This is a genomic window from Bacillus sp. FSL W8-0102 (genome assembly GCF_038007225.1).
In the GTDB taxonomy this organism is placed as follows: domain Bacteria; phylum Bacillota; class Bacilli; order Bacillales; family DSM-4216; genus Bacillus_O; species Bacillus_O smithii.
In genome coordinates, this window is the sequence record NZ_JBBOWT010000001.1 from 3,543,149 (window position 1) to 3,564,984 (window position 21,836).

Annotated in this window: 19 protein-coding genes and 3 pseudogenes; 2 read left to right on the top strand and 20 right to left on the bottom strand. The window is 43.0% G+C overall.

The features are described from left to right. Window positions 1–78: 78 nt before the first annotated feature. From N1I87_RS16800 to N1I87_RS16835, 8 genes and pseudogenes are all read right to left on the bottom strand, one after another. Window positions 79–681 carry a TIGR01440 family protein gene (locus N1I87_RS16800; RefSeq protein WP_412677439.1) on the bottom strand — a complete coding sequence of 201 codons (603 nt, stop codon included), beginning with the start codon at window positions 679–681 and terminating at the stop codon, window positions 79–81. Window positions 682–709: 28 nt separating this feature from the next. Next, the gene (gene rpiB / locus N1I87_RS16805) at window positions 710–1,183 is read right to left on the bottom strand and encodes a ribose 5-phosphate isomerase B (RefSeq protein ID WP_003353348.1); all 474 of its coding nucleotides are present in this window, start codon (window positions 1,181–1,183) and stop codon (window positions 710–712) included. Window positions 1,184–1,466: 283 nt separating this feature from the next. Next, complete coding sequence (locus tag N1I87_RS16810; protein WP_327796700.1) at window positions 1,467–2,765, bottom strand: methyl-accepting chemotaxis protein; 1,299 nt, start codon at window positions 2,763–2,765, stop codon at window positions 1,467–1,469. A gap of 18 nt (window positions 2,766–2,783) precedes the next feature. Next, window positions 2,784–3,209: a low molecular weight protein arginine phosphatase gene (locus N1I87_RS16815; protein ID WP_048624241.1), complete on the bottom strand. Its 426-nt coding sequence runs from the start codon at window positions 3,207–3,209 to the stop codon at window positions 2,784–2,786. Window positions 3,210–3,401: 192 nt separating this feature from the next. After that, entirely contained in the window at window positions 3,402–3,953 is a 552-nt protein-coding gene (locus tag N1I87_RS16820) for a manganese efflux pump MntP (RefSeq protein ID WP_340396443.1), read from the bottom strand. A gap of 225 nt (window positions 3,954–4,178) precedes the next feature. After that, a complete protein-coding gene (locus tag N1I87_RS16825; protein ID WP_341103024.1) occupies window positions 4,179–5,219 on the bottom strand; it encodes an L-threonylcarbamoyladenylate synthase in 1,041 nt (346 codons plus the stop codon). A 390-nt stretch (window positions 5,220–5,609) separates the two neighbouring features. Continuing rightward, window positions 5,610–6,886, bottom strand: a pseudogene (locus tag N1I87_RS16830) (ABC transporter permease). Beyond that, window positions 6,879–7,274: pseudogene (locus N1I87_RS16835) on the bottom strand (ATP-binding protein DrrA1-3 family domain-containing protein); the annotation flags it as partial. The pseudogenes N1I87_RS16835 and N1I87_RS16830, both read right to left, overlap by 8 nt. A gap of 141 nt (window positions 7,275–7,415) precedes the next feature. On the opposite strand from N1I87_RS16835, the gene tnpA reads away from it, so the two are divergent. Both tnpA and N1I87_RS16845 read left to right on the top strand, forming a co-directional pair. After that, window positions 7,416–7,814 carry an IS200/IS605 family transposase gene (gene tnpA, locus N1I87_RS16840; protein ID WP_003352529.1) on the top strand — a complete coding sequence of 133 codons (399 nt, stop codon included), beginning with the start codon at window positions 7,416–7,418 and terminating at the stop codon, window positions 7,812–7,814. Between the two features lie 11 nt (window positions 7,815–7,825). After that, entirely contained in the window at window positions 7,826–8,938 is a 1,113-nt protein-coding gene (locus tag N1I87_RS16845; protein WP_003353586.1) for an RNA-guided endonuclease InsQ/TnpB family protein, read from the top strand. A gap of 117 nt (window positions 8,939–9,055) precedes the next feature. On the opposite strand, the pseudogene N1I87_RS16850 reads toward N1I87_RS16845, so the two are convergent. The 12 genes and pseudogenes from N1I87_RS16850 to fsa form a co-directional block, all read right to left on the bottom strand. After that, window positions 9,056–9,562: pseudogene (locus tag N1I87_RS16850) on the bottom strand (ABC transporter ATP-binding protein); the annotation flags it as partial. A gap of 285 nt (window positions 9,563–9,847) precedes the next feature. Next, window positions 9,848–10,789, bottom strand: a complete 942-nt coding sequence (gene spoIIR / locus N1I87_RS16855; RefSeq protein WP_341103027.1) for a stage II sporulation protein R — start codon at window positions 10,787–10,789, stop codon at window positions 9,848–9,850. Between the two features lie 315 nt (window positions 10,790–11,104). After that, window positions 11,105–11,977 (bottom strand): peptide chain release factor N(5)-glutamine methyltransferase, encoded by an 873-nt coding sequence (prmC, locus tag N1I87_RS16860; RefSeq protein WP_341103029.1) that lies wholly within the window; start codon window positions 11,975–11,977, stop codon window positions 11,105–11,107. 2 nt (window positions 11,978–11,979) lie between these two features. Further along, window positions 11,980–13,050, bottom strand: coding sequence for a peptide chain release factor 1 (prfA, locus tag N1I87_RS16865; RefSeq protein ID WP_003353360.1), 1,071 nt, complete (start codon window positions 13,048–13,050; stop codon window positions 11,980–11,982). 186 nt (window positions 13,051–13,236) lie between these two features. Further along, complete coding sequence (locus tag N1I87_RS16870) at window positions 13,237–13,671, bottom strand: hypothetical protein (protein WP_003353362.1); 435 nt, start codon at window positions 13,669–13,671, stop codon at window positions 13,237–13,239. A gap of 53 nt (window positions 13,672–13,724) precedes the next feature. After that, on the bottom strand, window positions 13,725–14,348 hold the full coding sequence (locus tag N1I87_RS16875; protein WP_003353363.1) for a thymidine kinase: 624 nt from the start codon (window positions 14,346–14,348) through the stop codon (window positions 13,725–13,727). 425 nt (window positions 14,349–14,773) lie between these two features. Continuing rightward, a complete protein-coding gene (gene rpmE / locus N1I87_RS16880; protein ID WP_003353364.1) occupies window positions 14,774–14,974 on the bottom strand; it encodes a 50S ribosomal protein L31 in 201 nt (66 codons plus the stop codon). 201 nt (window positions 14,975–15,175) lie between these two features. Further along, entirely contained in the window at window positions 15,176–16,462 is a 1,287-nt protein-coding gene (gene rho, locus N1I87_RS16885) for a transcription termination factor Rho (RefSeq protein WP_341103031.1), read from the bottom strand. A gap of 239 nt (window positions 16,463–16,701) precedes the next feature. Further along, complete coding sequence (gene glpX / locus N1I87_RS16890; protein ID WP_003353366.1) at window positions 16,702–17,667, bottom strand: class II fructose-bisphosphatase; 966 nt, start codon at window positions 17,665–17,667, stop codon at window positions 16,702–16,704. A gap of 90 nt (window positions 17,668–17,757) precedes the next feature. Next, window positions 17,758–19,044 carry a UDP-N-acetylglucosamine 1-carboxyvinyltransferase gene (locus tag N1I87_RS16895; RefSeq protein ID WP_341103033.1) on the bottom strand — a complete coding sequence of 429 codons (1,287 nt, stop codon included), beginning with the start codon at window positions 19,042–19,044 and terminating at the stop codon, window positions 17,758–17,760. Between the two features lie 487 nt (window positions 19,045–19,531). Further along, on the bottom strand, window positions 19,532–20,905 hold the full coding sequence (locus N1I87_RS16900; RefSeq protein ID WP_044899598.1) for an IS1380-like element ISGsp2 family transposase: 1,374 nt from the start codon (window positions 20,903–20,905) through the stop codon (window positions 19,532–19,534). Window positions 20,906–21,175: 270 nt separating this feature from the next. Then, entirely contained in the window at window positions 21,176–21,823 is a 648-nt protein-coding gene (gene fsa, locus N1I87_RS16905) for a fructose-6-phosphate aldolase (protein ID WP_341103035.1), read from the bottom strand. Window positions 21,824–21,836 lie beyond the last annotated feature (13 nt).

Here is a 21,836-nt window from a genome sequence, read left to right on the forward strand (position 1 = left end):
GACTGCTATCCATCGTGTATAAAACAAAGTGAAGTGCCCTTCTGAACCGATACGATACGGCACGATACGGCGAAATTTTCAACGGCAGGTGCCGTTTTCGCTTATTTCAACGGTATCATACACGGCCCGCGGACCACCGATCAGCTTCGGACGTGTCTTGGCAAGCGTAACATGTGCTTCGCCCAACGTTTTGACGGATACCCGAACCGGTACAGCCACATGTTTCAAATGCATTCCAATGAACGTATCGCCGATATCTATCCCTGCATCCGCTTTTATAAACTCTACAACCGTAGGGTCTTGTAAATGTCGGTATGCAAAAGCTGCCATAGCACCACCCGCTTGCGGCACGGGAACAACGGATACTTCCTCCAAACGCTCCCGAATGGCCAGCTCTTTTTCGACGACGAGCGCACGATTTAAATGTTCGCAGCACTGAAATGCCAAAAAGATTCCGTTCTGTTTCGCAAAGGATTGAAGCTTGTTAAAAATGGCTTCCGCTATGGAGATTGTACCTGATGTGCCAATTTTCTTTCCCGCCACTTCGGAAGTGGAACAGCCTACTACAAAAATTTGGCCTTTTTTCAACTGCGCTTGTTCTTGAAACTCCCGCAAAATGAGCGAAAGTTGTTTTTCCCATTCAAATCTTTCCTCTTCCGTGGCTTTCCACCGTCCTTCTATTCGTTTTTCCAAAACCTGTTCCCTGCTGTTATGAGCGGTCATTTTTATCTGTCAAATGTTTTTCTTCATATTCTTTAATTTTTCCAATTCGACGTTCATGGCGGCCGCCTTCAAACTCCGTGGTCAGCCACACTTCGGCAATTTCCCTGGCAAGACCCGGTCCGATGACGCGTTCGCCCATGGCGAGAATATTGCTGTCGTTGTGCTTGCGGGTTAATTTTGCCGTATAAACATCATGTACAAGAGCACAGCGGATTCCCTTTACTTTATTGGCCGAAATACTCATCCCAACTCCAGTTCCGCAAATGAGAATGGCGCGGTCAAACTCTCCGTTCGCCACTTTTTCAGCAACAGGCAAAGCATAATCCGGATAATCGACAGAAGTTTCCGTTTCACAATTACAGCCAAAATCCTCGTAATCTATTCCTAGTTCTTCCAGTAATTTTTTTATTTCTGCTCGTATATGAATTCCGCCGTGATCGGACGCAATCGCTACTTTCATGTTTGTTCCTCCTTCTCGGCCAAAGCCGAAACCACTTTCGCAGAAATTTCTTCTTGTAACTTTATTTTGGCACACCCTGCAAAAAATATAAAGTATATTCGCTCTGAGATCTCTTCCGTCCCAGATGCCGGCTGTTTTCAAACGACAGAAAACCGACAGTGGCAGTATATGCACAGATGTGTCCTTTCTTTCCACAAAATCTGCCGAATGTCGCACTTTAGATGGCAGGTGACGCCGTTTGAACAAAATAAAAAGAAGAGAAAAGCAGCCGGCTTTGTTGAAATCAGACCTGCTCCTCTTCAATACGGAATCTTGTAATCGTAGATTGAAGCTGTTTTGCCTGTTCTTTCAACTCCCTGGCAACTTGTTCAACCTTTTCCATATCTGCCGCCTGCTCTTTTGTCGACTCTGTCACTTGCTGAGCTCCTGCCGACGTCTCTTCCGCTATCGCTGCTACTTCCTGAGATTGTTGGGAAGTTTTTTGAATTCCTTCCATTTGTCCATCCACTAATGTTGAAATCGTATGAACAGCATTCGCCACTTCGTTAATGACCAATGTCATTTCTTCTATCGCGGAGTTGGTGAGGCTGCCCTTTTCCGCTTCTTCATTAGCCGATTCCACCTGTCTTGTAATTTGGCCGACCACATGCTCCACTTCTTTTTGAATGTCTTTTATCAATTCAGAAATTCCTTGAACAGCTTTAGCGCTTCCATCCGCGAGCTTCCGAACCTCTTCGGCAACGACCGCAAATCCTTTTCCGTGTTCCCCTGCCCGTGCAGCTTCAATAGAAGCATTGAGAGCCAACAGATTGGTCTGTGCGGCGATGTCCCCGACCAACTGTATGATTTGACCCACTTTTACCGCATTTTCTTCCAAGCGCTTTACCGCTTGCAAAGACTGCCTGTTATCCAATGCAAGCTGTTGAATTCCGTCGATAAGAGATTGCATCGCTTCCTTGCTGTTTTGCAGTTCTTTGACCATTTCCTCTGCTTTTTGTTCCGAAGATTTTGCCTGAGTTTGAACTTCATGGGCAATTTTGGTGACATCCTCCATCGATTCGGCCGTGGCTTGGATCGCTCCGGCGGAACTTTCTGCACCCGCAGAAATTTCGTCAATCGTTTGGGCAATGTCTTCCGCATGTTTGGACGCTCTTTCGACTTCTGTTAAAATTTCAAGCACTTTCGTGTTCGTTAAAGTAAAGGTAGTCTCGATTTGCCGTACCATTTCCCGTAAATTTTGCAGCATACCGTTAAACGCCAAAGCCAGTGAACGGATTTCATCATCACTCTTTGGCACTTTTACATCATGGACAATATTTCCCTCAGCCGCCTCAAGAGCCGCTTGTTCCAACAGCTGCAAAGGCTTCACAATGATCCGAGCGGCAAAAAACGCCAGGATGCCTGACCAAATAATTCCCAACAGAAGCGTGACAATCGTGAAGACCCTGTCGTCGGCACTTGAGAAAAATATGGGCCGTATTATGTAAATGAAAAAGGCGGAGCAGGAATATGTGATAAGTGCTACTAAATAGGTAAACAAAACCAACTTTTTTCTCAGCCCGAATTTAAACCGTTTTTTCATTGTTTTCTCTCCCTACCCTTATAGTTTAGCAGCCAATTGACGAATTAAGCTTTCCAATTCGTTGTACGTCTTCCTATATAATTCAACGGGACCTCCATAAGGATCGATAACATCTTCATGTCGGCCCAATACAAACTCTTTAATAGAAAACGTTTTATCCGCTGCTTTTGGAAACATTTGCATAATATAATTTTTATGGCTGGTTGTCATCGTGAAAATATAGTCAGCCCATTCAATATCCTCTTTTGTCAGCGTCCGGCTTTGGTGGCTGCAAGGAATATTCTTTTCTTTTAAAACCGTTTGGGCATTCACGGACATGCCGGCGCCATCTGCTGCAAAGATACCCGCAGATTTCACCTCAATCTGTTCGTTGATCTTTTTTAAAATGGCCTCGGCCATCGGACTTCTGCAAGTATTACCTGTGCAAACAAAGAGAACTCTCATTTTTCATGCCACCCTCTCTTACTCTTATTATATCGAATCCTACTTTTTTCATACAGATCCAATTCATAAATTTTCCTAATTTTCCTCTATTTTAAAAGAAAAAGGAAGCGGAACCAAACAAAAGTCCTACTCCCTTTATCCTGATCATCTTCTGCCATCTCTCCACGTAAGCTTACCCTATCTGCTCCCTGCCTAAAAAGGGAGAATCAGTTTAAGCCCTATCGCCAATAGTATGCTCCCGCCGATCGCTTCACTGTAAACGCCGATTACACTCTTCGCTTTACTGCCAATCAAAAGACCAAACCAAGTTAATAATGCCGCTGTAACCCCAAAACAAACAAGAGAAACGACCGTTTTTGCGCCTAATATCCCTAGCGTCAAACCGACAGAAAAGCTGTCGAGGCTAACGCTTAAAGCAAATAAAATCAACCCAAAACCAACAGGCGTCACAAACGATTCCTCTTTTTTAAAGCAAGATAGGAACATGGAGATTCCTAATAGAATCAATAGAATCCCTCCGGCATATCCGGCAACCGTTCCGAATGTGTGCGATAAAAAATGGCCCGCTATCATTCCCATCAGCGGCATGCAAACATGGAAGATCCCAACCATCATTCCTATGTAAAAAATTTGTTTAGAGCGGAGCGCAAACATTCCCATTCCCAAACCAACAGAAAACGCATCCATACTGAGCGCAAACGCCATTAATACTAATGTTATGATTTCCCCCATATAGCTTGTCATTCTGCATCCCCCTTCGGACATCCCCTATTCATGATTATGCATGTCCGAAAGGTTTTAGAATGATAAGCCACTGGTAAGAAAAGAGGCTGAAAATAGACCAATCCCCTTATCTCTTATTTAATTGAATGGCCAGGTCGTCATTACGTCCTTCTTTTTTGAGATTCCGAATGTTTGCCCAATCGTTTACCAAAGGAGGATCGTCAAAACGTTGACAACATTCATCCGTCATCGAATCCATTTATGACCCGCCGCTTTTTCCAGACGGTTCATCACCGCTGCACCAATACCCGTGTTTGGAAAAACTTCTGAATAGATAATGTCCACTTCCGTCTCGTTAAATTGGCGCAACACGCCATAAAGTTCATGAGCGACCGTGGACAATTCGGATCTTTTTCCACAGGAGAGAACAATATCGGCATCATAGCTGGAAGAGTTCTCCTCTGTCGTTAAGATTCCGACCTTTTTTCCCGCACTTCTTTGAGCATCCGTCAGCTGCTGAATTTTTTCGATCGGTCCTTCCACTAAATACAAAGGTGCGTTCGGAGCATAATGAGTATATTTCATGCCCGGAGCTTTCGGCTTGCTGTCTTTATTTTTTAGAGCAGGGTCGAATTCTACATGGCCAATGACATCTTCTATTTCTTCCTTCGAAAGGCCGCCGGGACGTAAAATGACGGGCGGCTCTACAGTGCAATCAAGCACAGTGGATTCCACCCCGACCCCCGTTTCTCCACCGTCCACGACACCGGCAATTTTCCCTGCTAAATCGTCCCAAACATGTTTAGCAGAAGTCGGACTCGGCTTTCCGGACCGATTGGCGCTTGGGGCAGCGATGGGGAGGCCGCACGCCGAAATCAATTTAAGCGCAACCGGATGGTCAGGCATACGAATGCCCACCGTATCCATACCAGCTGTAGCCTTCTCGGATAGGCGTCCTGGCATTTTCTTAAAAATAATGGTTAACGGACCAGGCCAAAAAGCTTCCATCAGCCGTTTCGCTTTTTCAGGAATGTCCACAATAAGTGGTTCCAATTGGGATGTATCGGCGATATGAACAATAAGCGGATTATCGCTTGGCCGCCCTTTCGCTTCATAAATTTTGGCAATCGCCTCATCGCTCAAAGCATTGGCCCCTAATCCATAGACCGTTTCGGTCGGAAAGGCCACCACTTCATTTAACCGAAGAGCTTGTGCTGCTTCTTCAATTTGTGGATAACGAGTTTTGTTGTCCACTTCTTTATCCACAATCCAACATTTTGTTTCCATCCTTATTCACCTTACAATTTCACAAAGTTCTTTTTCGTTTTCAACCGCTCTTTATCCTAATTATATTGTGGCGTTCCTTTATTTTATCATAAAAACGCATATTCACAAATTCCCCATTATTATCCACATATGTGGATAATATAATGTTTATTCAGTGGATAACTATGTGGATAAAGTGGATAAATTTCAGAATTTACGCTTTTTTTGCTATTTCATCCTCATCAAAAGTTTAATATTTGTCCTATTCCTATTAAAAAACCGAACCCTTGAGCGGGTCCGGTTCTTTATGACAATATAATTTTGATGTTTGGGCTCCAATTGAATTCAAAGCATGCCACGAGAAAAGTGGATATTCAAACTTTTTCGCCGCTTTTTCAATCCATAGCCGCATTAAAAAGGAATGTTTTTCTTTCTTTCGGACGTTGGTTCTTTTTTTGTCAACAGGAAGGCGGTTTTTATATTTTTCAGAGAAGAAGAAGTCCCGTACATCAGCACTCCCCCTCGATAAATTCGAGCGCCCATGACGGCCAGAATAATGATGGAAACGATCATAATCGCAATGCCGACTAAAACTTCCCAAGTGGGAATCCCCAATAGTCCATACCTCATAAACATAATCATCGGGGTGAAAAACGGAATATAAGATGCAACGGTAACGAAGGCAGCGTCCGGCTGATTCATCCCATACATGGACACCATAAAGCCGATCACTACTAAAAACGTCATTGGAAGCACCATTTGTTGAATATCTTCCACCCGGCTGACAAGCGATCCCAACAAAGCAGCCAATGTAGCATAAAGAAAATATCCAAGAAGGAAAAACACAATCGCGTATCCAATCGTGGAAGCAGCCATGCTGGAAATATGAAAATGTTTAATAAATGACAATACTTCCGAATTTGTTTGCAGTGCCAAAACACCGGCTGCGATTGCGATTATGATTTGCGTCAATCCCAACAGTCCTACACCCAAAATTTTGGCAAACATCTGCTTGATCGGCGACACACTGGAAATCAAGATTTCCATCACTCGAGAAGATTTCTCAACGGCCACTTCTGTGGCAATCATGTTAGCATACATAAGCACAGACATGTAAATCGCTATTAACAGAACGTATACGAGCGCACTCGCCGCTCCCTGCTGTTCTTTTGATTGGGCCTTTCGATCAAGAGGCACCTTTTCAAATGAAACAGGGGAGTTTAAAAGAGCCACTCTATCAGAGGTAAGCTGAAGTTTTCCGGCGACCATTTGCCCCTTCACCGTTTGCAAAGCATTTTTCAACCGATCGGCCGTATTGGAGTCAGAGGATTCCGATCGGTAAACGGCTTTCGGCAATTGTCGCTCATCAAGCGACAAGACCAAATAACCATCTAATTTTCCTTCACTTACTTGTTTTTTCAAGGCGGTTTCGTCATCGCCGGATTTTTCAAGTTTTATGTCTTTGTCTATGGCTGCCAAGCTCGTTTTTAAAGGCGCAAAGATAACGCCATTGCTTTCATCAAGTACAGCAATGTGTTTGACTTCATGGCCGTCAAAATAAGAAATGATTTTATTAATGTTGGCCATCAAAAAATGGCCGCCACCAAAATGATCGTTGTCACGATAAACGATTTTGTTTTTAATTTAGTTCCATAAGTATGTACGAGCATCATCCAAAACTTATTCATAAGAAAGCCCCACTTTCTCTATAAAAATATCATTCAAAGAAGGCTCGTCTATTGAAAATTTGCGAACAAATCCTTTTCCGATCAGACTTTCCAAAATCGGCTGTCCGACTTCTTCCGTTTCTACTTGAAGAAGAGCTCCTTCACTTGTTTTTTTCCATTTCAATACCCCCGGAAACTCCTTTAAATAATCAAGCGAAAAATCGGCCGCAATGGAAATGTTCTTTTTCCCGAATGAACGCTTGATTTCACGAAGAGACCCTGATAAAACCGGACTGCCTTTTTGCATGATGCATACATGTTCGCATAGTTCTTCCACATGCTCCATACGATGGCTCGAGAACACAATGGTTGTCCCGCTGTTTTTTAAATCCAGAACGGCCTCTTTTAACGGATTTCCGAAAGAAGTCTCCCATCCTCAAGGAATGTGCAGGGCGTAGCCCAATGAGTAGGTGGGAGATGAATTTCGGTTGGCTTTAGCCAAAGGTTTTGATATAATCAGTCTTATATATAAAAAAGGATTGATATATCAATGAAATTGGATAGTAATAATCATTCAGTGTTCCTATTACATTATCATCTTGTATTAGTTGTAAAGTATCGCAGAGAAGTGTTCACCGATAAAATATCTGATTTTGCAAAAGATATGTTCATTGAGATCGGAAAAAAATACAACATTACTTTGACAGAGTGGAATCATGATAAGGATCATATCCACATCCTATTCAAAGCACATCCTAATTCTGAATTATCGAAGTTCATCAATACGTATAAGAGTGCAAGTTCTCGACTGATAAAGAAAAACTTTCCTCATATCCGAAAAAGACTATGGAAAGAGATGTTTTGGTCAAGAAGCTTTTGCCTGCTTACAACAGGCGGTGCACCAATAGAAGTCATAAAAAAATACATTGAAAATCAAGGTCAGAAGTGAGGTGATTTGATATGGCCAAACAAAACAAAGCCTTCAAATTTCGTTTGTATCCGAATAAAGAACAGAAAATCCAATTAGCCAAAACATTTGGTTGTGTTCGCTTTGTCTACAATAAGATGCTGGAAGAACGTAAGGAAACGTATGAGAAATTCAAAAACGATAAAGAAACGCTTAAACAACAAGCATTCCCGACACCAGCGAAATACAAAGATGAATTTCCATTCCTAAAAGAAGTGGATTCTTTAGCTTTAGCAAACGCACAGATCAATTTGCAAAATGCTTATAAGAACTTTTTTGAAGGTCGTGCGGAGTTTCCTAAATTCAAAAGCAAGAAAAATAAACAATCTTACACAACCAATATGGTCAACGGCAATATTAAGCTAGAAAATGGTCATATCAAACTACCAAAAATCAAAAAGCCAATGAAAATGAACCGACATAGAGAAATACCTGCTGATTATAAAATCAAATCTTGTACTATTTCTAAAACAAAGACAGGTAAATATTATATTTCGATTTTGACAGAATACGAGAAAGATATTCAGTCAGTAAAGATTCAAAAAGTAGTTGGCTTAGATTTTGCTATGGACGGTCTATATGTCGAGAGTGAACAGGGTGAGAAAGCCAATTACCCACGGTACTATCGACAAGCATTAGACAAACTGGCAAAAGCACAACGAATTCTTTCTCGCAGAAAAAAAGGTTCTGCACGTTGGGAAAAACAACGTTTGAAAGTAGCAAAGTTACAAGAGAAAATTGCCAATCAACGCAAGAATTTTCTTCACCATAAATCAAAAGAATTAGCATCAACCTATGACGCAGTTATCATTGAGGACTTAGACATGAAAGGAATGTCTCAAGCCCTCAATTTTGGAAAAAGTGTTCATGATAATGGCTGGGGTATGTTCACTACTTTCTTAGAATACAAGCTAAAAGAACAAGGGAAACAACTTGTAAAAATCGATAAGTGGTTCCCTTCTACTAAGAAATGTTCTTGTTGTGGCAAGGAAAAAGAAATGCCATTATCTAAACGTGTATATGAATGTTCTTGCGGTTTTGTATTAGATCGTGATCACAATTCAGCAATCAATATCAAAAATGAAGGATTACGCATATTAGCATAAAGAATAATAACTTTCGGAACGAGAGGGTAAGCTCGGTCAATTTCTTATCGTTAGATAGGATTACCCGAGAAGCCCCCACTTCAAGCGACCCGCAAGGGTGGTAAGTGGAGGGTAGTTCACTAGTTCGACATTGACCGGATCAAGACCGCTGAACGGTTCATCGAGAATTAACAGTTTCGGTTTATGAAGAACGGCTGTGATAAATTGAATTTTTTGCTGATTTCCTTTCGAAAGTTCTTCCACTTTTTTCATTTCATATTGAGGCACTTGAAAGCGGTCCAGCCATTTTTTTAATTCCTTCTCGGCGTTTTGTTTGTCCATGCCTCTTAACCGCGCCAAGTATACCACCTGGTCTTTCACCTTTAATTTCGGATACAGCCCTCTCTCTTCGGGCAAATATCCGATGTAAGGACTGGTTTCGTAGTTGATCGGCCGCCCGTCCCACAGAATGGAGCCATTCGACAAATCCAACAGCCCCAAAATCATTCGAAATGTGGTCGTTTTTCCTGCACCATTCGCTCCGAGAAATCCGAAAATTTCATTGGACGGAATTTCTAACGATAATTGATTCACTGCTGTCAAAGAGCCAAACCGTTTTGTCACATTTTCCAGTTTCAAAGACATGAAATCACTCCTTTTGAAAACAAACCGTCTATTTAGATCCTTCCTCCAGCGAAGAAGAGTGAAAATCTCTTAGCTGAGTAATGGCTGGAAGCTGGTTTCAGCACCTCTTTCTTCGGGGAAAGGACCCAGACTCGAAAAAATCTTGCTCCAAATTACATTTACGTTTAAGCTGAAAATAGGTTTCTTGTTTTTTTTATAATTCCCAATTTTTTCTCTATTTCCTGCCGATGCTCCCAAAATGGCACATGAAAAAACACCTCGACAACTCATTCGAGGTGTTTCCGGTTAAAAGAACTTTTTCATGACATCCACGATTAAAAAATGAACCTTTACTTTCTCTTCATCGCCGACATAAACAGGGGGTTTGCTGCTTTTTTTCTTAGAGACGCTGTTATTCTTGATGGGCTCTTCTTCCTTTTTCTTTTTTGTCTCTTTTACGTTTGCCGAATGGTCTCTCGATAACTCGCTTTTATTTTCCGTTTGGCCATCTGCGCCTGCGGCAGATAAAGAAGGCTGTTCGATATCTTCTCCCGTTGAACTTGTTTCTGTTTCATCTTTTTTTCTCGGGGCCTCGATTGGATTCTTTTCAGTCACCGTTGTATCGTCCGTTTTGTCCACTGTCGATGGTGTCGACTCGACCTCTTCTTTCTTATTCGTTTCTCTTTTTTCGGTCTTTTCTTTTTTCTCGTTCACACCCGGATTTGCCTCCGCTTCATTGCGAACGGCCACACTGTTAGAAAAGTCAAGAAAACAAAGCGGAGGATAGAGAACACACCACCAGTTGGCTCCTTTCCCTTCTCCTAATGTAATTAAAACCGCTTCATAGTCTCCCGCCGGATATAAATATTGACCGTATAGTTTGGTTGGAAACTGAATGTGCTTTCCATATTCTACTTTCACCGATTGATGAATTCCTTCCTCGTCCATAACGCGGGAAGCAATACGTTGTATTTCCGGAAGTTTGCTTTTGATCACTTTCCTTGCTTGGCTGATAGAAGTAAGATCTTTCACCCACAACTGAATATGGGCATTCACTTCATCGCGTATTTTTCTTTTCACTGCTTGGTCCTCCGGCTTATCGCTGTTGGCCAAAATCCTTAATCGAATCGCCTGATCCGGGATAACCACTGTTTCCTCCGCGGCTGTTTCCTGCTTCGGTATATATAAACTGAAAATGGTTCCCATTGAAAGAATCAATAAATAGAATACTGCCGTATACTTTTTCATTTCATCCACCTCTCCCCTCTAAAAAGCAGTGTGGACATAATCACCGGCAATTAAACACGGAAAATAAAATTTCATAGAAACCTATTTTCAGTACAAGCCTTATCAGACAAAACGAAAAAGCCACCCGGGTCGTCGATCTTCCTCCCCAAGTGGCTTCCTACAGGCTTATTCACTTAAATGGACTAACAAAAATCAGAAAGCATGGCGCATAAGGGGGTTTCTTTTTTGATGAGAAATTCAAATAGGATCTCTTTATTCTATCAACTTCAGAGCCTCTGTTTGTTTCCATTCAAGGAACCCTTTCGCCAGCTGCAATCATTGATGATTCTTCATCTCCATAAATACCATGCGGTCTTTGCCGTTTATATCAAACACAACCTGTATGTCCCCTTTAGGAAACACTTTTTTCAGCATATCCGCTACAACTTGCCCTTGGCCGGCACCGACTTCGAAACCGACAAGAGCCTGTTCTTTTAATACAAGCGGAAGCTGGGTGCAAAACCGGCGATATAGATCCAATCCGTCTTGCCCTCCAAATAAAGCCAATTCCGGCTCATGATCTTTCACGACATCGGCTAACAAATCCTTTTCGGCCAGCGGAATATAAGGAGGATTCGAAAGAATGACGTCCAATTTTATTCCTTTATCAATGAATGGCGTTAACAAATCTCCTTCCACCCATTGAACCTCAGCTCCTAAACGGTTTCCGTTTTGGATAGCCACATCGAGCGACGGCCGGGAAATATCCACACCATAAACGATACAGTCCGGCCGTTCCAATTTGACGGTAACAGCGATGGCTCCGCTCCCGGTACCGATATCCGCAATCGTCAATCCCTTTTTGCCGTCAAATAAAACAGACATTCTTTTTAAAGCGTAATAAACCAACTCTTCCGTCTCCGGCCTCGGAATCAACACGTTTTCATTCACTGCAAAAGTTCGGCCGAAAAATTCTTCAGAACCTACTAAATATTGGACGGGGACGCCCTCGCTATGACGGTGCACCCAGTCAACAAACTGTTCTTGTTCTTTTCGGCTTAAATCTGTTCGCAAATTAGCCAACAGTTTGGCTCGATCCATTTTCATGACATGCATAAGCAAAATTTCTCCCGCATTTTGATCGCGTTTATGCTCTTTTAAAAAAGAAGAAGCCCAATTAAGGGCTTCGTATAATTTCCATCCCGCCATGTCTAGTCCTCTAAATTTTCCAGTTTTTTCGATTGTTCTTCCAAGATGAGAGCATCAATCACCTCATCCAGTTTTCCTTCCAGCACTTGATCAAGCTTCTGGATCGTCAAACCGATTCGGTGATCGGTAACGCGATTTTGCGGAAAGTTATACGTGCGAATGCGTTCAGAACGATCTCCTGTGCCGACAGCGGATTTGCGTTTTTCATCGTACTCTGCCTGCGCTTCCTGCTGATATTTGTCATAAATGCGGGCGCGCAATACTTTCATGGCTTTTTCTTTATTTTTGATTTGCGACTTTTCATCTTGGCAAGACACAACAATTCCGGTTGGAATATGAGTTAAACGGACTGCCGACATGGTTGTGTTTACACTTTGCCCGCCCGGACCGCTGGAAGCAAACGTATCGACGCGAATATCCTTTTCATTGATTTCCACTTCTACTTCTTCCGCTTCCGGCAGACAAGCAACCGTCGCAGTGGATGTATGAATCCGGCCACCCGATTCTGTTTCCGGAACACGCTGAACCCTGTGAGCGCCGTTTTCATATTTTAACCGAGAAAAAGCTCCTTTACCTTGAATCATAAAAATGATTTCTTTATATCCTCCAAGTCCTGTTGGATTCGCTTCGATTACTTCTGTTTTCCAACCTTTTGACTCAGCATAGCGGCTGTACATACGGTACAGATCTCCCGCAAAAAGGGCTGCCTCTTCTCCCCCTGCCGCTCCGCGGATTTCCATGATAACGTTTTTATCATCATTCGGATCTTTCGGAAGCAGCAGGATTTTTAATTGCTCTTCCAAATCCTCCAGTTGACCCTCGAGATCATGCAGTTCTTCTTTTACCATTTCGCGCATTTCCGGATCAAGCTTTTCCTCCAGCATTTCTTTCGCTTCTTGGTATTGCTGCTTTTTCTTTTTATATTCACGGTACGTTTGCACGGTTTCGGCTATATCCGACTGCTCTTTTGAATAATCCCGAAGCTTTTTCGGGTCGTTCACAATATCAGGATCACTCAGCAGTTCATTTAATTTCTCGTACCTGTCTTCCACTGCCTGCAAACGATCAAACATTCATGTCACCTCTACGTTCAGTCTTAAACGTTCTTATTATAGTATACAGGATGACCAGCCACAACACCAAAAAAATAAGTGAAACTTCCATCAGCGGGGGTTTGGTTAGCTGAACTTAACGAGCATTTAAGGATAGTTGGACCTTTTTCTTATACATACAAAAAAGACTCCCTAACGCAAGGGAGCTTATCGCTGCTTGATATCCACCTCGATCCGATAACGCGGAAGGGCTTGGATGAGCTTTCTATGCAATCTTGCTTCCGCCTTGTCTTCATCGGACAGTTTTCGATGCGTATTAACTTTTACCCACATCGTCCGTCCGTTGATCCAAACGGAATCAATCTCATAACGATTTGTATCATTGCGAATCACTTGCTTTGCTTTCTCAATATCAGTGCCTAAATTAGGCTGATCGGGCGCACGATCAATAAAATTAGGATTTTGGTTTGTGTTCGTCGGGTCGTCACGCTCCCTGCGCTCTTGGCTGCCGAGACGATCTCGATGGCTTACAAATTGCACTCCATGACGGTCTTCCCGTTCTCCATAGGTCGAATCCCTTTCAATCATTCCACAGCCGTTCAACAGCAAAAACACCACAGCGGCCATTAGGAAAAAACGCATAAAAAACACCTCCTTTTCTTAGGATAACCAATAAAAAGGAGGGTACTATTGCTTTATATTTCCTGAGAGGAAGCTAAGCTTTTCTTTTGTTGTTCTTTCTCTGATCCAGGAACGACGTGATGATGGCGGCACCTCGGCTCGTAACTTTCAGACGCTCCCACCAAGATGATCGGATCATCATAACTGGCGGGCGAACCGTTTATAAGCCGTTGCGTCCGGCTTGCAGGCGATCCGCAAACCGTGCACACTGCTTGTAGTTTTGTGACCATTTCTGCCGTCGCCATTAAAGCAGGCATGGGTCCAAAAGGCTCTCCGCGAAAATCGAGATCTAATCCCGCCACGATTACACGGTGTCCTCGATCCGCTAAATGTTTTACGGCTTCAACAATGCCTTCATCAAAAAACTGGGTCTCGTCGATCGCTACAACATCAATGTCTTCCGTGACCAATTCCACAATCTCTTGAGAAGATTCTACCGGGATTGCCTCAAAAGAAATTCCGTTATGAGAGACAACCGCTTCTTCGCTGTAACGATTGTCCAATTTTGGTTTAAATACAAGGATGTTTTGTTTTGCAAATTCTGCTCTGCGAACACGACGAATCAACTCTTCCGATTTTCCGGAAAACATGCTGCCGCATATGACTTCCACCCAACCGGAATGTTCCATGACATACATAGAAAGAGCCCCACTTTCCAAGAAATTCCGTTCAAGAATTTAAGAAACCAATGAGCAGCCGGGGCCTGATCCCGCACTGCCCTCTCAAGATTTCCATAAGCTTTTACGGATCATTTCCCGTAAAAAACGATTTTGTGTTTTAGATACGAAGTCCGATCTATATAAGTAAAAAACGATTGCAAACGGCAATGATCCTTTTATACCCGTACTGCCGTCATGCATGTCCAGGATGCAGCCCCATCCATTTTCCCGGCCCCGGAAAGCAGATCCTTCTCCGGGCAAAGCAGCTGCAAAAAAATAGAGGCAATATCGTTCATTGCCCCTATACCATTGTTTCCACGAACAAGAGACTATTATAGCTGCTTCCGCCGGGAACAAAAAACAGGCAAGCAGTTGATAAAACTCGCCTGTCACTCTTTCGATTCTTATTTAAGACCGTATTTTTTATTAAATTTATCAACACGTCCGGCTGCAGAAGCGAATTTTTGACGTCCTGTGTAGAAAGGATGGCATTCAGAACAAATTTCAACGCGAAGCTCATCCTTCACGGAACCACTTTCGAATTCATTTCCGCAAGCGCATTTTACTTTTACTTTTTTGTATTCAGGATGAATACCTGGTTTCATTCTTTTCATCTCCTTTTATGCCCTGAGTCATCTGAAACAGAGTTCTATGAAAGTGCGGAAACAACCGCATACTTCTTTTTTCAAAAAACACTAGTAGGATTATAGCAGAAAATGTATTTCATTGCAACAAAAGTGTTTGCCTCTTCTGGTGAAAAAAGCCACCAAATCTTTCCCCAGATCACGTGTTCATTTTCAATGCTTTTACATCAAAATCCGTTTAGACATCCCATTCGTTTTCATTTCCTCAGCAATTTGCTCAAAAAATTCACTATTGGTTTTGGTTTGTTTAAGCTTGCGCAAAAATTTCTCTGCCAAATCCGGAGAATCTGACATCGTTTTTCGAATCGCCCATAAAACATTCAGCCGTTCTTTATCAATCAACAATTCTTCTTTACGCGTTCCGGAGCGACGAATATCAATCGCCGGAAAAATTCTTCTCTCAGCAAGATTCCGATCGAGATGAAGTTCCATGTTGCCGGTTCCTTTGAATTCTTCATAAATCACGTCGTCCATGCGTGAACCCGTATCCACAAGAGCAGTTGCCAAAATCGTCAAGCTCCCGCCTTCTTCAATATTGCGGGCAGCTCCAAAAAATCTCTTCGGACGATGGAAAGCAGCCGGATCAATTCCTCCGGACAACGTTCTTCCGCTTGGCGGAATGACTAAGTTATAAGCTCTGGCAAGCCGGGTGATGCTGTCCATTAAAATCACAACGTCTCTTTTATGCTCTACAAGACGCATGGCTCTTTCCAAAACAAGTTCAGCTACTTTTATGTGATTTTCCGGAACTTCATCAAATGTAGAACTGACGACTTCTGCTTGAACGGACCGTTCAATATCAGTCACTTCTTCAGGTCTTTCATCTATCAACAGAACGATTAATTCTGCCTCAGGGTGGTTGGTTGTGATAGCGTTGGCAATTTCTTTTAGAAGCATGGTTTTACCTGCCTTTGGCGGAGCCACAATGAGTCCGCGTTGGCCAAATCCCACTGGAGTGATGATGTCCATGATTCTGGTGGATAGATTGGATGGTGAAGTTTCAAGTTCTATTTGTCGGTCAGGATAGAGCGGTGTTAAAGCCGGAAAGTGCACCCTTTCTTTTGCTGATTCAGGATCATCCCCGTTGACGGCCTCTACATGAAGCAAGCCGTAATAACGTTCATTTTCCTTTGGAGGACGAACCTTTCCGGAAACTTTATCACCATTTCGGAGATCAAATCGTCGAATTTGGGATGCCGATATATAAATATCTTCAGAGCTTGGCGAATAATTAATGGGACGGAGAAAACCAAACCCTTCTGACTGGATGATTTCAAGAACGCCTTCCATGAAGAAAAAGCCCTCTTGTTCTGCCCTTGCTTTCAGTATGGCAAAAATTAATTCTTTTTTGGTTAATTTGCTGTAGTAGGAAATTTTATACGTTTTGGCTAACTCATATAATTCTTTCAGTTTCATGTTTTCTAAGCATGAGATTGTTAGTTCTTCCATTTTGACACCACACTTTTTATTATTCAGTTTTTCATAACATTTTATTCTTCATCAAATGGCAATAGTTTTAATCAAATATATGAGGAAGAGATAGAACGGAAAATTCGCGAAAGCCATATCTATTTTAACTGGTTCATAAGGATGTATCAATAAGAGAACAAAAAAGGAAGGAATAAATCGTACAAGCCGGGAGCCTGTACGATCAAAAGGAAGAACTGTTCAATTCTCTGGGCGGTTCCTTAAGGTTTTATGACGAGGTTCGGCTTTTTGTTTAAACTATGGCGTCCTTCAATAAAACGAACCGTGCCTGATTTTGCTCTCATGACCACAGAGTGTGTTGAACCATAAGTGCCTTTAAATTGAACTCCTCGTAATAATTCTCCATCCGTGACGCCGGTAGCAGCAAAGATGGCGTCATCGCCCCGCACCAAATCTTCCATGCGGAGAACTTGATTGACATCGACTCCCATGCTTTTGCACCGATTCAATTCTTGATCATTTTGCGGCATAAGTTTTCCTTGAATTTCTCCGCCTAAACACTTTAAGGCTACGGCTGCAATTACTCCCTCAGGCGCCCCTCCAATTCCGAAAAGAATATCAACGCCTGTATGGTCAAAAGCTGTATTGATGGCAGCTGCTACATCTCCATCGTTGATTAATTTAATGCGAGCTCCTGCTTCACGAAGCTCGGCGATGATATGCTCATGACGCGGGCGGTTCAAAACCGTTGCCACGATATCTTCAATGTCTTTGTTTTTTGCTTTTGCTACTGCTTTTAAATTGTCGATGATCGGAGCGTTGATGTCAATTTGTCCAACAGCTTCCGGACCGACCGCAATTTTATCCATATACATATCGGGAGCGTGCAAAAGGTTGCCATGATCCGCAACGGCAATGACCGCTAAAGCGTTCCAGCCGCCGGATGCGACAATATTCGTTCCTTCCAGCGGATCTACTGCTACATCCACTCGAGGGCCATAGCCCGTCCCTAATTTTTCTCCTATATAAAGCATCGGTGCTTCGTCCATTTCGCCTTCGCCAATAACCACGGTGCCTTTCATTGGAACCGTGTCAAACACATCTCTCATTGCCGTTGTAGCAGCGTCATCCGCTTCGTCCTTTTTTCCTCGTCCCATCCACCGCGCTGAAGCAAGAGCAGCCGCTTCCGTCACGCGGACAAGTTCCATCGATAAGCTTCTCTCCATAATGGGTTCCTCCTGTATTACACATAACTAGAATTTGTATAACATAATTACATATTTATTGTAACACATTTAGGAGGAAAATAGAGTCAATCAGGAACTTTTTATTTGTTCTAATTCTTCTTCTGATAATTTTTCACGCCAAACTGTCGCACCGAGGCCGTTCAATTTTTCCACTATATGGCTGTATCCTCTATCAATATGTTCGACACCTGTCACTTCCGTAATGCCTTCCGCGAGCAAGCCTGCGATCACAAGTGCAGCACCGGCGCGTAAATCGCTCGCTTTTACTTTCGCCCCTTGAAGCTTAACCGGACCGTCAATGATGGCGGAACTGCCCTCGACTTTAATTTTGGCGTTCATTCTTCTCAGTTCATCTATATGTTTGAGGCGTGCGGAATAGATGGTATCTGTCACAATCGATGTGCCCTTAGCTTGAGTAAGAAGAGTGGTAAATGGCTGCTGCAGATCTGTTGGGAATCCTGGATAAACAAGAGTTTTAATATCAACTGCTTTGATTTCGCCGCTTTTCCCGACAAATATTTGGTCATCTCCGATATCAATGGGTACATTCATTTCCCGAAGTTTGGCTGTGACGGACTCTAAATGAGGGGGAATGACATTGTCGATGAAAATTCCTTCTCCAATCGCCGCAGCCAAAATCATGTATGTGCCTGCTTCAATTCGATCAGGAATAATGGTATGCCGACAACCGTGCAAATGTTCCACCCCATCAATTCGAATCACATCTGTCCCGGCTCCTTTGATTTTGGCTCCCATATTATTCAGCAAGGTGGCTACATCAATAATTTCCGGCTCTTTCGCCGCATTTTCGATCACTGTCCGCCCTTTCGCTTTCACTGCTGCCAGCATAATATTGATCGTGGCGCCTACACTGACCACATCCAAATACACCCTCGCCCCCCGCAACTCTTTCGCACGCAAGTAAATGGCTCCTTGCTCGTTTGTTACCTCAGCACCAAGCGCTTCAAAACCTTTAATGTGTTGGTCGATAGGGCGTGGTCCAAGATGACAGCCTCCAGGGAGTCCAACAACGGCTTTTTTAAACCTGCCCAACATCGCACCCATTAAATAGTAGGAAGCGCGCAGCTTTTTCACCCTGCCGTTGGGGAGCGGCATGGAAACCATTTCTGTTGGATCAACTGTCATCTCATTTTTTTCAAAGGTAACCTTACCGCCAATTTCCGTCAATAAATGTTTTAAAATTTGGACATCAGAAATATCAGGCAATCCTTCAATGGTTACCGGAGACTCTGCTAAAATCGTTGCCGGTATAAGAGCCACAGCGCTGTTTTTTGCTCCGTCAATTTTTACCGTTCCCTTTAGTGGATATCCTCCTGCGATTTTTAGCTTTTCCATGGCAGACTCCCTTCCGATTACCTTGTTGAAAAAATTAAACGAAACTCCATCACATTATCGTTCATCATTCATTGATGACAAGTGTGATTGATCGGGATTTTTATTTCATAGGATGGCTCTATCATCTTGCAACACAACTGTTCTGGTGCCACAGTTCGCTGCCTTCCTGCTAAAACAAAAGATAACGATTTCACTACTTTTAAGAACTTATTTTTATCCATCCAAACAGAGGATTTCATGGATTCTTTTTTAGTTTAAACAAAATATCTTTTTTCATGTACCTGAATCCGTGATGAATTGAAATCGACTTTGATTTTGTTGTAATTTTGATGGATTGATAATCCATAAAACCCTTTTTATGCTTATGACCTATGTCATCTCTATTTCCGAAAATGGAACCAATCTCTTTTTTAGGTATACGAACCAAAAAAAGAGACAAAAAAGCACAGGGAGTGACGTTGGACATCAGCGACCGAACATTCGTTCGTTATCTTGCCTCTCTCCATTTCTGATAGACGTTCAGTAGGGGCTCGCTATAACCACTCCTTCGCGTCAGTTTCATCCAGATCTGTCGTGATCGACGGACGAGTCGCCCTGCCATCGTGATCACCGTCTGAATAATCGTCTTGATGCGGCGGCGTTTCACTTTGTGGTGCAACGGATGTCTCGGATCGCTTAATAGATCTTGTCCAATCAGACGAAGAAGATTGTAAACGAAGGCTCCCATGACCAACACGAGCGCATTCGTTTTCATCTTCCCAGATGGAAGCCGCTCTAAATCTAAGTCGCTCTTCAGTTCGCTATGAAACTGTTCGCATGTCGCATGGTCATGATACAACGCGAGCACATCGCTCATTCGAACATGCTCGTATCCTTTGAGCCGCACCCAATAGCTTTCCACTTCATAATCAGGAACGAGCATCAGCTGTCCATTGCGTTCCATCGTCCGTTCCGTCACTTGGGTGACTTGAACGTACGTATACGTGTTTCCATCGATCGCTGCCTTCTGTGGAAGGCATAGCTCATAGGTTTGTACTCCTTCGCTTTGTCCATCATCGACACGTTTGCCCTTTTGCGAAGCGATCTGGAACCAAAGCGCTTTCGATTCTCGGCGTAAGTTTCGCTTGATGACAAAGTCCACGTCTTCCTTTAGGCATACGTGCACATTCGCTTCTGCATCGTTTCCTGCATCCATGCGAACAAGCAGACGAGATGAAGTCAGTTGACGAGCTCGACGGATAGCGGTGACTAAAAACGAGGGCATGTTGTCTTGCACATGTTGTTTCCCTGGACGCAACTCGGCATGAACGAGATACCCTTCCTTCCCTGCATACGCAAACAACGGTGTAAAACCGTCAAATCCTTTATACGTTCGACTGACTCCTTCTTTTTTCGTATCGGAGTTGTCAAATGGGGAACCATCTATATCAAGGGGAAGCCATGTCGTCTTTCCTTTGGTCCAACAAGGGGACAAAGTGGCATGTCGTTGAATCAACAGACGTATGGACTCCTCCCAAAGAATCGTTTCGGTCATCGGAAGACAAGCGAGCTGATCGAGTCGTTGTCGCAAGGTTGGAGAGGAAGGCACGTGCTGAATCCCCATCGATGCCGAAAAGATATCGTCCTGACGATACGCTTCGATATGATCGAAATCCGTTTTTCCTGTGGCAAGCAAGCCAATCATCGAGCGAATGACATCGCTATGGGAAATGTGCACTTCTCGACGAACCGTTGGAAGCCGAAGTGCGTTTACCCGTTTATCCAGTTTCGTTCGATGGAGTAAGTAGCCAACGAGAGCAAGCCCAGCACTTGGGGTAATCGCTTCATCTGTCAATACAAACCGAATCGGGAAATCTTTCATCACATCACCTACTTGATGAAGAATCGTCAACGTCGTTTTTCCTTATCGTATCAACGGTTTGCGACCATTGTAAAGATGTTTTGTCACGGATTCAGGATGTATAAATATTGGAATTTTTTTCAAATCATAGGTTTTTGTCTTCTGATGCGTTCTTTGGGATTACCGTTATTCCGCTAGAAGGTGCTTCGGCTAAGCAAATCAAGGAAAGTCAGACTTTCCAAAAACTTATACATCAGCAGGGGGAAGCGCCCCGCTGATGAAAAATTTATTTTATTTCAGCGATCTTCCGCCCCAATCGGCAAGAAAAGCAGCAATACCTTTGTCAGTAAGCGGATGATGGAACATTTGCTTCAATACTTTAAACGGAACAGTGGCGATATGAGCGCCTTTTAAGGCAGCTTCGGTGACATGCTGAGGATGACGAATAGAAGCAGCAATGATTTCGGTTTCAATATCATGGATCGCAAAAATATTAGCAATTTTTTCGACCAATTCCAAACCATCATGCCCAATATCGTCCAGTCGTCCCAAAAACGGAGAAACATAGGAAGCTCCGGCACGAGCGGCTAAAAGGGCTTGATTGGCGTTAAAAATAAGGGTTACGTTTGTTTTAATGCCTTCTTTTTTAAAAGTGGAAACGGCTTTTAATCCATCGGGAGTCATAGGTACTTTAATCGTAATATTAGGAGAAATTTGAGCCAATTCCCGTCCTTCCCGAATCATTCCTTCCGCATCTGTCGCAATCACTTCTGCACTGACAGATCCATCCACAAGGGATGTAATCTCATGAAGGCGATCTTGAAAAGAAACGTTTTCTTTCGCTACTAAAGAAGGATTGGTTGTCACACCTGATAAAATCCCCCATGAATGGGCTTCTCTAATCTCTTCTATATTAGCTGTATCAATAAAAAATTTCATGACGCCACCACAC